17 protein-coding genes and 1 tRNA gene are annotated in these 15262 nt (G+C 45.7%); 6 read left to right on the forward strand and 12 right to left on the reverse strand.

Going from position 1 to position 15262, the window contains the following annotated elements:
- Nucleotides 1-111: 111 nt before the first annotated feature.
- Nucleotides 112-267, forward strand: coding sequence for a hypothetical protein (locus QUF61_RS09640; protein WP_289681473.1), 156 nt, complete (start codon nt 112-114; stop codon nt 265-267).
- Between the two features lie 129 nt (nt 268-396).
- On the opposite strand, the gene QUF61_RS09645 is transcribed toward QUF61_RS09640, so the two are convergent.
- From QUF61_RS09645 to rplM, 10 genes are all read right to left on the reverse strand, one after another.
- Nucleotides 397-1566, reverse strand: a complete 1170-nt coding sequence (locus QUF61_RS09645; protein WP_289681474.1) for a restriction endonuclease subunit S — start codon at nt 1564-1566, stop codon at nt 397-399.
- Entirely contained in the window at nt 1563-3032 is a 1470-nt protein-coding gene (locus tag QUF61_RS09650) for a class I SAM-dependent DNA methyltransferase (protein ID WP_289681476.1), read from the reverse strand. Before QUF61_RS09650 ends, QUF61_RS09645 begins: the two co-directional genes overlap by 4 nt.
- A 156-nt stretch (nt 3033-3188) precedes the next feature.
- The gene (locus QUF61_RS09655) at nt 3189-4082 is read right to left on the reverse strand and encodes an Rpn family recombination-promoting nuclease/putative transposase (protein ID WP_289681477.1); all 894 of its coding nucleotides are present in this window, start codon (nt 4080-4082) and stop codon (nt 3189-3191) included.
- A 177-nt stretch (nt 4083-4259) separates the two neighbouring features.
- Complete coding sequence (locus QUF61_RS09660; protein ID WP_289681478.1) at nt 4260-5738, reverse strand: GAF domain-containing protein; 1479 nt, start codon at nt 5736-5738, stop codon at nt 4260-4262.
- A gap of 58 nt (nt 5739-5796) precedes the next feature.
- The gene (locus QUF61_RS09665) at nt 5797-6657 is read right to left on the reverse strand and encodes an ethylbenzene dehydrogenase-related protein (protein ID WP_289681479.1); all 861 of its coding nucleotides are present in this window, start codon (nt 6655-6657) and stop codon (nt 5797-5799) included.
- 50 nt (nt 6658-6707) lie between these two features.
- Entirely contained in the window at nt 6708-7223 is a 516-nt protein-coding gene (locus QUF61_RS09670) for an FKBP-type peptidyl-prolyl cis-trans isomerase (protein ID WP_103922603.1), read from the reverse strand.
- Entirely contained in the window at nt 7220-7831 is a 612-nt protein-coding gene (locus QUF61_RS09675) for a flavin prenyltransferase UbiX (protein WP_103922604.1), read from the reverse strand. The genes QUF61_RS09670 and QUF61_RS09675 overlap by 4 nt, the downstream gene beginning before the upstream one ends.
- A gap of 129 nt (nt 7832-7960) precedes the next feature.
- Nucleotides 7961-8034: transfer RNA gene (locus QUF61_RS09680), tRNA-Gln, on the reverse strand.
- Nucleotides 8035-8183: 149 nt separating this feature from the next.
- Complete coding sequence (gene rpsI / locus QUF61_RS09685) at nt 8184-8570, reverse strand: 30S ribosomal protein S9 (RefSeq protein WP_103922605.1); 387 nt, start codon at nt 8568-8570, stop codon at nt 8184-8186.
- Nucleotides 8571-8608: 38 nt separating this feature from the next.
- Nucleotides 8609-9037: a 50S ribosomal protein L13 gene (rplM, locus tag QUF61_RS09690; RefSeq protein ID WP_103922606.1), complete on the reverse strand. Its 429-nt coding sequence runs from the start codon at nt 9035-9037 to the stop codon at nt 8609-8611.
- Between the two features lie 322 nt (nt 9038-9359).
- Between rplM and QUF61_RS09695 the strand changes: the two genes are divergently transcribed.
- Nucleotides 9360-9602 carry a DUF433 domain-containing protein gene (locus QUF61_RS09695; protein WP_103922607.1) on the forward strand — a complete coding sequence of 81 codons (243 nt, stop codon included), beginning with the start codon at nt 9360-9362 and terminating at the stop codon, nt 9600-9602.
- Nucleotides 9586-9957, forward strand: coding sequence for a DUF5615 family PIN-like protein (locus tag QUF61_RS09700; protein ID WP_103922608.1), 372 nt, complete (start codon nt 9586-9588; stop codon nt 9955-9957). The genes QUF61_RS09695 and QUF61_RS09700 overlap by 17 nt, the downstream gene beginning before the upstream one ends.
- 304 nt (nt 9958-10261) lie before the next feature.
- Here QUF61_RS09700 and gspG read toward each other — a convergent pair whose 3' ends face one another.
- Nucleotides 10262-10687, reverse strand: a complete 426-nt coding sequence (gene gspG / locus QUF61_RS09705; RefSeq protein ID WP_103922609.1) for a type II secretion system major pseudopilin GspG — start codon at nt 10685-10687, stop codon at nt 10262-10264.
- Between the two features lie 136 nt (nt 10688-10823).
- On the opposite strand from gspG, the gene QUF61_RS09710 reads away from it, so the two are divergent.
- The 3 genes from QUF61_RS09710 (at nt 10824) to QUF61_RS09720 (ending at nt 13983) form a co-directional block, all read left to right on the forward strand.
- Nucleotides 10824-12278, forward strand: a complete 1455-nt coding sequence (locus tag QUF61_RS09710; protein ID WP_103922610.1) for a PhoH family protein — start codon at nt 10824-10826, stop codon at nt 12276-12278.
- A gap of 32 nt (nt 12279-12310) precedes the next feature.
- On the forward strand, nt 12311-12868 hold the full coding sequence (locus tag QUF61_RS09715; RefSeq protein ID WP_103922712.1) for a DJ-1 family glyoxalase III: 558 nt from the start codon (nt 12311-12313) through the stop codon (nt 12866-12868).
- A 380-nt stretch (nt 12869-13248) separates the two neighbouring features.
- Nucleotides 13249-13983, forward strand: coding sequence for a ComF family protein (locus tag QUF61_RS09720; protein ID WP_289681480.1), 735 nt, complete (start codon nt 13249-13251; stop codon nt 13981-13983).
- A 90-nt stretch (nt 13984-14073) separates the two neighbouring features.
- Here QUF61_RS09720 and purT read toward each other — a convergent pair whose 3' ends face one another.
- Entirely contained in the window at nt 14074-15252 is a 1179-nt protein-coding gene (gene purT, locus QUF61_RS09725) for a formate-dependent phosphoribosylglycinamide formyltransferase (RefSeq protein WP_103922613.1), read from the reverse strand.
- Between the last annotated feature and the right edge of the window lie 10 nt (nt 15253-15262).

Raw genomic sequence — 15262 nt, forward strand, 5'->3', positions numbered from 1 at the left:
ATTTGCCCTTTCAGGGCGTGGTATTGTGCGGGGTATCTGTCCAGGGGTGTTACCCCTGGCTGTATAAATATACCCCTTTGGGGTGTTTTGTTCGGCGGTGTGGTGTTATTCATGATGTTTTCCCGCCTGTCGTTAGTTCGCCGGAGAAGGGTTTTTGTTGATAGCGCGATTTATCGCCAAAGCCCCAAGGGGGCGAATTATTATAGCCAGGGACAACGTCCCTGGAATGCGGTGGGTATGGTTTTACGCCCTGAAGGGGCATATTAAAATTTCCAGCACCTTTTTTAATTTGCCCTTTCAGGGCGTGGTATTGTGCGGGGTATCTGTCCAGGGGTGTTACCCCTGGCTGTATTAATATACCCCTTTGGGGTGTTTTGTTCGGCTGTGCAGTGTTATTCATGATGTTTTCCCGCCTGTCATTAGTTCGCCGGAGAAGGCTTTTTGCAGGAGGGATTGTTTGAGTTCAGAAAGTGATGTGAGTTTTTGTTGGTAAATATACTCAAGACGTTGCACCTGCTCTTTTAATGCAGATATTTCACTAACAATATTTCTTTGCTCCGCAATATCAGGTATTGGGATGATGATGTCTTTAATTTTTCCAAGTGAAAGGTTTTTCTGACGCACGCCTCGTCTAAGACTTAAGATTTCTGGTTTTGCTGCATTTATCGCATACATTATAAAAATAAGGTCAATATCAGCATTTGGTTTTGCACCCGCGATAGCTTGGTTAAACGCAGCTTTACGATCCAAAACAGACATTTTTAATGCCGCTGTGTCATACATTCCGATAAGTAGCGAACCACTTGGAAACAACTTTGTGTTCGAATTATTAAGTCCTAGTTCTGTGATCTTATTATTGGAAGCTTTTGTATAAACATCATTAAGTTCACCAGAGGAATACCATGCTATTTCTCCATTCCAATAATCTTTTTTTGACTTTAAAGGGGTTCCGCCACTCTGCACCTCAGTTAGATCGCCAAAACGCTTTGAACCCCATCCTTCAGGCCGTTCGGTGAAGATTGAATCCAAATAACTCTCAAACAACTCACGGGCATTGGCGAGATTTTTTTTGGTATTGGCAATCGCTGTATCGATTCCGGCAAAGGCTTCATCGAGAATGGCGACGATGCATTTTTGTTCTTCGATTGGTGGGATGGGAATATCGAATTTAAGCACTTCCTTGACATTAGCCCTTGGCATTCTCGTACCAGTGCAAGTATGGTTAATTTCTTTCACAACCTGTTCACTTGTTATCCAGTAAAAAAGAAATGACTTATCAAGCTCGGCTTTTGGTAGAAGCGGAAAAATCTCAGACGAGCAATGTCCTTCAAAATCCGGTAACAGCACTTTATTAAGGTAAGGTCGTAAACGCCCGTAGAGGAGGTGCTCAGGTGTAAACTGAAACGTTGAACTCCCTACTTTCTTTGGCTCTCGACTTCCTACAAATTTACCTATGCCGCCTACAATGTCTTCCATACCAACATACGGCAACTCATCATCTTTGTACTTTGTTTTTTCAATAACACAGACATCACCAAGGCTGACTATCTTCCATCCATGTGTCATAACATCCCCCGAATCCCTTCCAAAATCTCCACGCTCTCCGCATCCAGCGTTTCAATCTCGTTAATAATCACTTCCGGGTCACGCAGCGGCTCTGCTTCCGCCTTGTTGGGATTTTTTACCGACAGGTCAAAGCTTTCCGGGTCAATCTTATTAATGCTGACTGTCCACGACTCATCGGAATCGGCAAAACCAGCTTGCAGTTCGATAAATTCTTTCAGGTCATTATCATTCAGCGGATTGGTTTTGCCCAGGCTGCGACCGGGGTCGAGGTGGTAATACCAGATGTTGCGGGTCGGCGCGCCTTTTTCAAAAAACAGCACCACGGTTTTCACCCCCGCGCCCAGAAACGTGCCACCGGGACAATCAAGAATGCTATGCAGCTTACAGCTTTCCAGCAGTTCCTGGCGCAGTGCTTTGGAGGCGTTGTCGGAATTGGACAGGAAGGTGTTTTTAATCACCACCGCTGCACGGCCTCCGGCTTTGAGGTTCTTGATGAAGTGTTGCAGGAACAGAAATGCGGTTTCGCCGGTTTTAATGGTAAAGTTCTGCTGTACTTCCTTGCGTTCCTTGCCGCCAAAGGGTGGATTGGCAAGGATGACATTAAAACGATCCTTTTCCTGAATATCGTCCAGATTTTCTGTCAGCGTATTGGTGTGAATGATATTGGGTGCTTCTATGCCATGCAGAATCAGGTTCATGATGGCAATGACGTAGGCGAGGCTTTTCTTTTCCTTGCCGTAAAAGGTTTGGGTTTGTAGTTTTTTAAGCTGGCTGGTGGTCAGTTTTGCCAGCTTTCCCGCCTGGTCGTAACGCAAATAGCCATAGGACTCACACAAAAAACCCGCCGAGCCACAAGCACCATCGTAGATACGCTCACCAATCTGCGGCTTAATCACCTGTATCATGGCGCGGATAAGGGGTCGCGGCGTATAGTATTCGCCGCCATTACGCCCTGCATTGCCCATGTTTTTGATTTTGGTTTCGTAGATATGGGATAACTCGTGCTTTTCCTGCTGCGAGTTAAAACTGAGTTTATCAATATCCCCAAGCGCATCCCGCAGCGAGTAGCCGCTGGTGAATTTGTTTTTTATCTCGCCAAAGATTTCACCAATCTTGTATTCGATGGTGTCCGCGCTGGACGCGCGTTGCTTGAAGCCGTGCAGATAAGTGAATAACTTACCGTTGACATAGGCGATTAGGTCATCGCCGGTCATGGCATTGTTATGGTCCAACTTGCCTTGTGGGGTTTTCGGTGCCGCCCAGTTTGACCAGCGGTGTTTCTCTTCAATGATGTATGTATACGGCTTGCCCTTAAGCTCGGCCTGCATGGATTTTTCTTGCTCCAAATCATCCAGATACTTGAGAAACAGCATCCAGGAAGTCTGCTCGGTATAATCCAGTTCTGTGGTACAGCCTGCCTCTTTCCAAAGGACATCATCAATATTTTTAAAGGTTTGCTCGAACATAGTGTTTTTATTTTCTCGTTATCAGGAATTCGTTCTGTTGGAAAATATCACATTTCCCACTGGCAAACCATTTTGGGATGCACCGAAATGGCGGATGGCGCTGGCGCTTATCCGCCCTACCACACTGGTTTATGGATCAAAAAAGTGTTTGGAATTTTAAATATCAGTCAGGTTAAGTGAGGCGATTTGCGCCATTGACAGTCCTGTTGCTGCTGCAATCGTTTCGCTGTCTATACCCGCTTGTTTCAATTTTGCAGCCGTCATTAACACGCCTTTTTGAATGCCTCTGTCTTCCCCGATGACAATGCCTTCCTCCTTGCCTAAAACGTAAGTGGACTCATACATGCTGGCTTCATAATGTAATTGTTCCTGATGCCGCTCATAGGCCAAACGTTCCGTGGAATCCATTTTCAGTACATCCAGAACCTCTTTCGCCTGCTTGAGTCCCCTGGCATTAAATTTATTTTTAATTTCTTCATTTTTAAGAAAATAAATCCATTCATCCAATGCATCTTTGGCAACATCGTTAAAATTTCGCAGTTCAATTAGATAATATTCAGGATAGAGATCAGCAATTTTTTTTACCTGGTAGAGTTTTTTCTGTTCCGCGCTGAGTTGCAGTTCACTATGGTTATGCAAACCGATAAACCGGGTGGTACCGTGATAAACGTAATCATCGCCTTTGCCTAAATCAAAATGCAGGATATTCACTGAGATGACTTTACTCACATCCGCATAAGCTGCGCCTTTTTCCAAATGCTCGCTAATCACTTTGGAACTGGCGTATAAAATGCGCTGTAAATAATCCAATTCCCGGGAATATTGCACTTCGATAATAATAATACGCTGGTCACCATCTTTAACTTTAATGTCTACGCGGTTAAATTTATTATCTTGCGCTTCCTGATTGCTTTCGCTGTCCAACACTTCCAGAATACGAATATCAGTCATTAACAGTTCAGATAAAAAACCTTCAAGAATACCGAAATTTGCCTTGCTTCTGAGAATTTTTTTTATTGCCCAATCAAAGCTGATAAGTTTTCTTGTCATTTTTTTGCATCCAATACAGCAATATGGGGAGGGTAAGCGCAGCACTATCTGCCAAAAGCACCATTAAACGCAAATATCATAGCATATCTCTACTGCTGCGCCATTTTCCAAAATAGCGGGGCAGTAAGGAATGCGCTGCTAGAGGCGTAGTTGCAAAGTGAAGGGTTGGATGCTGATTTAGCCTGATGGCAGTTGTCGGTGTTTGTTTGTGTTGCCATGATGCTGCTGTTGTAAAATTTTTTCCAGTCGAGCGTGGGCTTCAAGTGAATGCAAAGTGATGGCAATTGCAGGCATGGCTTGTTTAAGCAATGTTCGCTCTAAGTCGCTCAAGGTTTTGAAAAAGCCCAGCTCGATCACGCCTTTAACATGCTCTTCGTAGAGCAGTGGTTGCACCAGGATAGCGCGTGGCAGGCTGCCTCCCAGGCTGGATTGGATATATAAATAATCCTGTGGCGGTTCTTTGAATACCAGGGTTTGCTTTTGTTCTGCGGCCTGACCCACCAGACCTTCACCAAATTTGAAGGTTTCCGGTGCTGAGGGGGTGTTTTGATGCGCATAAGCAGCCACACGTTTTAACACGGGCTGCGCATCGTTTTCCACAGTGGCTGCAATAAAAAATACGGCAACTTTGGCATCCAGGTGATGACTCAGGCAAATAATCACTTTTTCAGCCAGTTTTTGCGTATCCTGCTCGCCCTGCATTTCCTGGTTTAACTGTGCCAGTGCATTTTTCAGCCAGATTTCTTTATCAGCGGCGGCTTTGGCGGCTAAAGCATCACTGGTCGCCTGCTTGGATTGCTCAAGTGTTTCTTGCAGACGTTGCGCCATAGTGCGTAGCGCCTGCGCCAGTTTGCCAGTGGCATCATTGACCTGAAGCGGTATTGTTTCCTGAAAATGTCCCTGCGCAATCTGGCTGGAATACTCAGCCAAGCGGCTCAAACGCTGATAAAGCAAGCGGTTGAAAAAAAACTGAGCGCCTCCGATAAAGACTATCAGGCTGATAAAAATCAGTAATATATGGTAATTAAGCTGATGCAGAATATCAGATATTCTGCGGGTTTCAGCAACAGTCCCGCTTGTGCTGCGATGGGCTGAAGCGGATGCTGTCGTGATACGCTGATTGAATTCGTCTTCAATTTTCTGAAAATGCTGCTCGATTTCAACAACCACATCCTCCGAATCATCCAACAGTTGTTGCCGCACCCCTGAACTCATTGTGCTCAACGCTTCTTCGCCAATATCTTGCAAAATACCCAGTTCTTCCTGAATTTCACTCAGCATTATCGGTAAAATATCAGCCGGCCATTGCTGCTTGATTATTTCACCTTGCTGAATAAGCTGTTGTACAATTTCCTGTGTTGTATCATCTGTACGATCCGAGTCCAGTACCAATAAAAAAAATTCATATTTGAAGTGTCGTACAAGCTCGCGGGTATCTTTGATAAGTAAATATAAGGGCAGGGTTGTTTTTAATGCGGCTTCCACTCGTTTATTGTTGATTTCGGCATTGTGTAAATTAGCCTGGTTATGCGCTTCAACCGCTTGTAACTGACCCCAAAGCAAATAACCGCCCAAAGCTAATAAAACAATTAAACTCAGCATGTTCAAACCAGCTAAGCACTGTAAGGACCAGTGTTGCAGTGTGTTATTTTTCATGATTTTGATATGCCATTCAATGGTGAATGCGATATATCGTGCTTACACCGAACTCAGCCTATTCAGTTTGTTTGTTTTGAAACTGGAAAATCAAGGTGTCGGAAATCATATGGTCATCACTTTCACTGTGGTTGAATACGGCAATACCACCTTTTACCGCTTTACCTGGCACAAAAACAACATCATCGTCATGCCCTGTATTCAGCTTGCGGCTCAACTCTAAATGCCACTTCCCATTTTTCCAAATGCCTTTGGCTTTGACATCCATCATTGAGCCTTTAGCCTGTTCATTAATAATATACTTGGGCATCAGCGCCTGCTGCTTTTTGCGATAACGTTTGGTTTTGTAGGGTTTGTTTCCCGCATCCATCGGTCGTTGTATGTAGAGTGGCTCACCATCTGCTGCCATGCCTTTATAAGTGCGCAGCAGTTTTTGACGGCTGATTATGGTCATTTTGTCATTGGCGTTACCCGTTGCATTACTGCGAAAAGCTTTCCAATGCCACATATCCGCAGTAAATGACTGACCGGAAAACCAGTCCGTGGTGTAGTTTCCTGTCATTTCAAACTGCAAGGCAAGGCGATCTTCGCGTTGTGGCCCGGTGATGTACTTTTGTTGGTTGTCATCCCATACAAACGGCTTGTGCATGATGTCATGACTGTCATCATCCCAAACCATATAAAAAAACACCTGATCGCCATAAATACCGGCTTTCAGTTGTACTTGTGGTACATTGGAGATCCCGTCGGCTTTGGTTTTATGTAAAGGGATATTTACCGCTGTCACTTTGGACCAGTCATCATCCATGCCATCCACTATCGGCTGGCTCGTGAGTTCTGGAATGGATATTGTCAACGCTGATGCAGTACGCATAACGTATGCACTAAGACAGATTAAGAAAGTTAATGGGTATTTCATGTGCTTCCTCCATCGTAATAAAAATATATCAGATATTGAAGTCAGATTGCTTAACCCTGCTCACTACGCAAAGTATACCCCCGCTGCAATTCTTTATCAGTAGCAGGGCGAATATTTAGCACTTCCAAGACAAAACGTAATTTTTTACCCGCATAAGCATGATTACCTTCCACCGTAATCAAACCGTTTTCAACTTTAACTACGACAAATTTATGTAAACTGCCATCTTCAACTTCGGCTTCCATTTCGGTGCCAACGGTTTGCGCTTCGGGAGGGAAAGCATCAAAACTATCGGTCATGCGCAAACGCTCGTCATACTCGCCAAAGGCATCAATGGGGTTGAGCGTAATCTCTACTTTACTGCCCACTTCTTTGGATTCCAGTGCTTCCTCGACTTTTTCCGGCATACCGCCATAGCCGCCATGCAGATAATACAAATCATCCCGATATTCAAGAATATCATTGTGCGGCATCTCAAATAAAGCATATTTCAGACGTACCACTTTATTTTTCCGAATTCGGGTATAACGGGGTTTGCGTACAAAATGCACGACCTGCTCACTCATGCGTCTTTTTCTCCCCAGCGTGGTATCAGCTGGTGTTCTATGTGGAGTTGATCCAATATTCGCGCCACCACAAAATCCACCAAATCACGGGTCTGTTGCGGGTGGTAATAAAAGCCGGGGTTTGCGGGTAAAATTACCGCGCCAGCACGCGCCAGACGCAGCATATTTTCCAATTGGATAACAGATAGAGGGGTATCGCGGTGTACTAAAATTAAAGACCGCTGCTCTTTGAGTATGACATCGGCGGCGCGTTCAATCAGGTTGCGACTGGTACCAGCGGCAATGCCCGCCAGCGTGCCGCTGGTGCAAGGGCAAACCACCATGGCTCGCGGTACATTAGTGCCACTGGCAACCGGCGCGCCCCATTGCTCCCGCCCAAAGACCTGGAGTTGTTCATCAGTTACCTGAAAATGTTGAGTTAATTGGGCTTGAATTTCTTGCGGACGCGAGGGAAGGTGTAAATCGGTTTCCGTGTTAATCACGATTAAAGCCGGGGCAGATACTAATAAATAAACCTGCTCTCCCGCTTTTAACAGTTGCTGCATCAAACGTAAGCCATAATCAGCGCCGGATGCGCCTGTCATTGCCAGCGTAATTGCAGGGTTCATAAGGAGTTCCAGAAAAAGTTTTGCGCCAGTTTTTGTTCAGGACTTGGTGGTCATTATTTTGGAACAAAAACGAGATTAATTATGTTACTGGGTATAGTGCTGGAATTGAAGGAGGGAAAAAATAAGAATTGGCTGGGGGACAAGGATTCGAACCTTGGTTGACGGAGTCAGAGTCCGTAGTCCTGCCGCTAGACGATCCCCCAATAGAAAATCTATAGGAATGAAAATTTTATAAAACCCTGAAACCAGAAGACTCCTGTTTATGCAGGAATAATATATCCTCTGATTTTGGGGTTTTATTTTCATTCCGTACCAGCATTGTAAACAATGCTGGATGAGGCAAAAAACAGTATTAACGTTTGCTGTACTGTGTGCCTTTACGGGCTTTGTGCAGACCCACTTTCTTACGTTCCACTTTACGTGCATCGCGGGTTACAAAACCTGCTTTACGTAGGGATGGACGCAGGGTTTCATCATACTCAATCAAAGCACGGGTTAAACCATGACGGATAGAACCGGCTTGTCCAGTATTGCCACCACCTTTTACGGTTACGGTAATATCAAACTTTTCATGCAGTTCGGTCACGTCTAAAGGCTGACGTACTACCATACGTGAGGTTTTACGACCAAAATACTCATCCAGCGGACGACCATTGACGGTGATGCTACCAGAGCCAGGACGTAAAAAAACACGCGCAGTGGAGCTTTTACGACGACCGGTACTATAATACTGTTCCATAATGAATGCTTATCTGAGTAATAAAGTTAAACGAAAAATTAGATTTCTAAGGCAACAGGCTGCTGTGCAGTATGTTCATGGCTGGAGCCTGAATAGACTTTCAGCTTCTTAAACATTGCACGACCCAGTGGGCCTTTAGGTAACATGCCTTTTACGGCGTTTTCAAGAATACGCTCAGGATGTTTGTCCTGCATCTTGTCAAAGCTCACGCCTTTAATACCACCAGGATAGCCGGTGTGGTGATAGTACATTTTATCTGTGTACTTATTACCTGTGACACGTAATTTCTCAACATTAACAACGACGATATAATCACCGGTATCAACATGAGGTGTATATTCTGGTTTATGCTTACCGCGCAGACGACGTGCGATTTCGGTAGCAAAGCGACCCAGCACTTTATTATCGGCATCGACAACATACCAGTCGCGTTTTACAGTTTCAGGCTTTGCACTAAAGGTTTTCATGAGCAATAAATTCGTTCTATTTGGTGATACTGAAAGGCGGCAAATGGTACTGGGATAGAAGGTATGTGTCAAGTTTTAAATTTAATCTAAGGCGTGAGGATGAAATAAGTGCAGGAACTGGGCACAGGATTTTCATTCATTTTCAAGGCGTGAAAACAGGCGCATAGCAAGCTATGTAACTGTTTTCATAACGCAGAAAATGGAGAAAAAGACCAGCCAAGTTGCTGAAGTTATAAAATTCTCACTCCTATATAAATATCGGCTAATCCTGCACTATAATATTAGCTACCGTTATGATTGAATGAGTCACTGGAGAAAACAGATGGTTTTTGATCGCATTACAGTCAACCCCGCGCAAATAAACGGACAACCCTGTATTCGTAATATGCGCCTTACGGTTAGGCGGGTCATAGAACTTGTTGCCACTTATGCCGACCGTCAGGAATTGCTGCAAGAATACCCTGAACTGGAAGAGGAAGATATTCTTCAGGCTTTACACTATACCGCCGCCTGCCTTGATGACCGGATTATCAGCTTGCCTGTAAACTATGAAACTGCTGCTTGATCAGGGACTTCCTCGTACAGCAGCGAAACTGCTGAATGAAGAGGGAATTTCCGCAACCCATGTGGGAGATATCGGTTATGCAACGGCAGAAGATGAGAAAATTCTTGAGCTTGGAGAGCATGAGAGATATGTCATCGTAACACTGGATGCTGACTTTCATGCTTTACTTGCCTTAAAAGGTTTAACCTGGCCATCGGTGATCCGCATTCGTATTGAAGGGTTGAAAGCCAAAGCTGTCGTGGCGCTTTTAAAAACCGTGCTGAACCATTGTGCTCAAGACTTGCTGCAAGGTGTTGTAGTAACCGTGCAAGATGAAAGAATTCGGGTGCGACGATTGCCTTTAGGGATGGGTTAAATAATTTGTTGCCTTGCATTCAGATTTATATCAATTCAGTTCATCAAGTAAAAGAGCTTGAAGTTCCGAAAAAACCTTGCAAACATTTCCGAAACAGAAACCGGTTCTAAAGGAGGCTAAGGAGTGAGGATGAAATAAGTGCAGGAACTGGGCACAGGATTTTTATTCATTTTCAAGGCGTGAAAACAGGCGCATAGCAAGCTATGTAACTGTTTTCATAACGTAGAAAATGGAGAAAAAGACCAGCCAGGTTGCTGAAGTTATAAAATTCTCGCTCCTAAGCCAAGGCTTGGCCTCCTTTAAATCAACGCAGCATCCAGTTACCAATATCAGCATTACGCTGCTCGCCGCCTTCTTGCTGATCCACGCCCAGAGAATAAATATCAATTTCTCCATGTACGCCGGGACTCAGATATAAATACTCCCCGCCCCAGGGATCTTGTGGCAGGCGATCTAAATAACCGCCGGATTTCCATTGCCGGGGCAATGGCTCGGTACTGGGTTTTTGCACCAGCGCTTCCAGGCCCTGATCGGTATTGGGGTAGTTATAATTATCCAGTTTATACAGGTTTAAGGCGGCTTCTATGGCGCGTATATCCTGCCTTGCTTTGGTAATCCGTGCTTCATCCGGGCGGTCCATAATCTTGGGCACGACCAAAGCTGCCAGTATGCCAAGAATCACCACCACCACCATCACTTCTATCAGGGTAAACCCTGCTGCTTTATTCATATTGACTTTTCCGTATTGTTTGCAGGTTTTGAAAACCCGTCAGGTCTGTTAATATCAGTATTATTATACTTAACCTGAGTTCGGCGTAAGCTTCATTTTGCGCAGGCTCTGTTATTTAATTGTTCGGAGAAAAATCATGACCATAGAAAAAAAAGAGCAAAAATGTCGTTTATTTGTGCTGGACACCAATGTATTAATGCATGATCCCACTGCGATTTTCCGTTTTCAGGAACATGATGTATATTTGCCTATGGTGGTATTAGAGGAACTTGATGCTGGTAAAAAAGGGACTTCGGAAGTGGCGCGTAATGTACGCCAGGTCACGCGCTTTCTGGCTGATCTGATACATAATCATGCTGGAAAACCCATTGATCAGGGGCTGCCACTATCAACTTTTGGTTCTTTTGATGAAAATGATGAGATTCAGGATCCAGTTGATACGCCGCATAATGGACAGTTATTTTTCCAGACCCAGATTCTGGAAGATGTATTACCCGATAATCTGCCAGGAAAAAAACCGGACAATAACATCTTAAATGTAGCTTTACGTTTAGGCGAGCTTTACCCGGATAAAAATATCACCCTGGTATCCAAGGATATTAATCTGCGGGTCAAGGCTTATGCGCTGGGGATATACTCAGAAGATTATTATAACGACAAGGTGCTGGACGATGTTAATCTGCTGTATTCCGGTACGCATGGCCTGGAGGAAAACTTCTGGAAACGCCATACTGAAGACAGCTCACTGACTTCCTGGCAGGAAGGTGAGTTTAGTTTTTATAAACTCAAAGAAGATGCCCTGGCGCAGGCCTATCCAAACCAATGTATTTATAGTGAAGGCGACCAGCCTTTTGACGGTATTATCAAGAACCGTGATGATGAAGACGTCGTTACCATTCAGGTGGCGCGTGATTATCACAGCCATCATCACAGTGTCTGGGGTATTACCGCCCGTAATCGCGAACAGAATTTTGCGCTGAACCTGTTGATGGACCCGGAAGTTGATTTTGTGACGCTATTAGGCGTTGCCGGTACCGGTAAAACGCTGATGGCTTTGGCAGCGGGACTGGTGCAAACTCTGGATGCGCAATTGTATCGGGAGATTATCGTCACCCGCGTCACCGTGCCAGTGGGCGAGGATATTGGTTTTCTGCCGGGTACTGAAGAAGAAAAAATGACGCCGTGGATGGGCGCGCTGATGGATAACCTGGAAGTGCTCAATCCTTCCGGTATGAATGAAAGTGGTGACTGGGGACGCTCGGCGACTTCTGATTTAATCAATACCCGGATTAAAATCCGCTCGTTGAATTTTATGCGCGGTCGCACCTTCTTAAATCGTTATTTAATTATTGATGAGGCGCAGAATCTGACGCCAAAGCAGGTGAAAACCCTGATTACCCGCGCCGGGCCAGGTACTAAAATCGTTTGCCTGGGTAATATCGCGCAGATTGATACGCCGTATCTCAGCGAAACCACCTCCGGTTTGACCTATGTGGTGGATCGGTTTAAACAATGGTCACACAGCGGTCATATCACGCTGAAACGTGGAGAACGCTCGCGTTTGGCTGATTTTGCAACAGAAGTATTATAGATTTTCAGATTAACTGAGGTTTGTATTTTGTTATGTCAAAAATCAATGTATTAGTGCCTTTGGCACAGGGCTGTGAAGAACTGGAAGCAGTGACGATTATTGATTTATTGCGGCGCGCAGGGATCAAGGTTACTACTGCCGGACTGGATGATAAAGCGGTGAAAGCCAGTCGTGGCGTTGTATTAATACCCGATACCACGCTGGACGCTGTCATGGATACGGCATTTGATATGGTGGTGTTGCCGGGCGGGTTGCCGGGAGCTGACTTCTTGAATGCCGATCCGCGTATTCATCAATTATTACAGGCTGCAATCGCCAATCATAAAACCGTAGCGGCCATTTGCGCCGCGCCCAAGGTGCTGGCGGATGCCGGACTGCTGCAACATAAAAAAGCCACCAGTTATCCCGGTGTATTAAATAAGATGGGCTTGTCCGATACGCAATATATTGATGTGCCAGTGGTTGAGGATGGACAGGTGATCACTTCCAGAGGGCCGGGCACGGCGATGGACTTTGCCCTGACCCTGATTGAACGCCTCACGGATAAAATAACCCGGGATAAGGTGGAAGCTGGTTTGGTACGTCCCTGAGCAACATGATTCAGGGATAACACCCCTTGAAGGGGTGTTATCCCTCAGTGAAAAAACCACTACGCATACAGTACTACCCGTAAGGCATCCTTTAACGTTTATGTTTGGGCAAGGCTTAGGAGTGAGAATTTTATAACTTCAGAAACTTGGCTGGTCTTTTTCTCCATTTTCTGCGTTGTGAAAACAGTTGCATAGCTTGCTATGCGCCTGTTTTCACGCCTTGAAAATGAATAAAAATCCTGTGCCCAGTTCCTGCACTTATTTCATCCTCACTCCTTAACCTGAGTTCAATATAAAAATGCTGGAATCTATCACGAACAATCAACAACTTAGCGTGAGACAGAGGCGGTTTTCAGCGCCATAAGCGCTGCAAGAAGCCTATGTCGAAATCAGGTTATTTAAAATCAGTTCAAGGCTTTTTTAAGACCGGGTTTGCGCAACTGGCATTGTCTCAGCATTGTTTTTTATGCCACAGCTTAAATGCCGATATTATTTGTCCTGATTGTCTACAGGATCTGCCCCGGATCGGCAATGCTTGTCCACGTTGTGCGCAGGCATTGCCCGTGCATTTAACAGGGGCAGAGCACTGTCCATTTTGTCAAAAACAAAAACTCGGCTTTGATACCGCGCAAGCTGCTTTTCAATACGCTTATCCGGTTAATAAATTGATTCTTGCAGGCAAATATCATTACCGTCTGGAACTGTTACGTTATTTAGGTACTTTTATGGCGCAGCAGTTGCCATTAGACGAATTGCCGGATGTTTTATTACCCGTGCCTTCCCCCTTATCGATGTTGCGACGGCGGGGGTATAACCAGGCTGTGGAACTGGCGCGCTGGATACAAAAACGCTATCCTCTGCCCATTGATACCCGGCATGTGTCGTGCCACAATAAAAAACACGCACAAGCGGAACTGACAACGTACCAGGAACGCCAGCGCAATGTGCGTGGTATTTTTCAGGTACAGCCCTTGCCTGCGCACTGGCGGCATGTCTGGATTATTGATGATGTCATGACCACTGGCGCAACTGCTTCGGAACTCGCAAAAACAGTGCGTCATGCCGGTGCGGAGAAAGTGACCGTTTGGTGTTGCGCCAGAAATCAGCGTTTTTAGATACATTCATGGGGGGAATCGGGGCGTAGCATATCAGCCCCTTGGAGCATCAGGCATCGAACATCTAATCGATAGATTTTACCACCCCAGTTATAAACTCACCTTGAGTTTTGCCACCGCATCAGCCGCCATTGTACGCGCTGCCTCAACACTTTCACCGCGTGCCAGCACCACGCCCATGCGCCTTTTACCTGCCACTTTCGGTTTGCCAAACAGACGCAACTGAGTATTCGCTTGTGCCAACACGGCTTCCAGGTTGCCAAATTCAACCTGATTCGATTCTCCTTCCACCAGAATCACCTTAGAGGCTGATGGCCCGTGCTGATGGATGTTGGGGATAGGCAGGCCCAGAATTGCGCGTGCGTGCAGGGCAAACTCTGATAAGTCCTGAGAAATTAATGTCACCAAGCCGGTATCGTGAGGACGTGGTGACACTTCGCTGAAATACACTGCATCCCCTTTAATGAATAACTCCACACCAAATAAACCCAGCCCGCCCAGCGCATCCGTCACGGCTTTTGCAATATGCTGTGCTTGTGCCAGCGCCGCTTCAGACATCGCTTGCGGTTGCCAGGATTCACGGTAATCGCCATCGATTTGCACATGACCAATAGGCGCGCAAAAATCTGTGCCAGCGCAGTGGCGCACGGTTAACAAGGTGATTTCATAATCAAATTCAACAAAACCTTCAACAATCACCTTGCCTTTACCGGTGCGCCCACCTTCCTGGGCATAAGTCCATGCACTTTCCACATCCGCCTGGGTTTTTAGCGTGCTTTGGCCTTTACCGGAAGAACTCATAATCGGTTTGACCACGCAAGGTAAACCAATGCTTGCAACTGCCGCCAGGTAGTCTTCATGGGTTTGCGCAAAACGAAACGGCGAAGTGGATAAGCCCAATTCTTCCGCTGCCAGACGGCGAATGCCCTCACGGTTCATGGTCAATTGCGCGGCGCGTGCGGTGGGAATCACAGTAAAACCTTCCTGTGCCAATTCCGCCAGGGTATCCGTTGCAATCGCCTCAATCTCCGGCACAATTAAATGTGGCTGCTCAATTTCTATCACTTTACGCAGTGCCTCGCTATCTAGCATGGACATCACATACGAGCGGTGCGCAACTTGCATGGCGGGGGCATTGGCATAACGATCAATGGCAATCACCTCAACCCCAAGGCGCTGGAGTTCAATCACAACTTCTTTACCCAGTTCCCCGGCACCACAAAATAATACGCGGGTTGCGGTGGGCGATAGCGGCGTACCTATGTTCATACTCAATATC

The sequence above is a fragment of the Candidatus Venteria ishoeyi genome (assembly GCF_030378065.1).
Classification (GTDB): domain Bacteria; phylum Pseudomonadota; class Gammaproteobacteria; order Beggiatoales; family Beggiatoaceae; genus Venteria; species Venteria ishoeyi.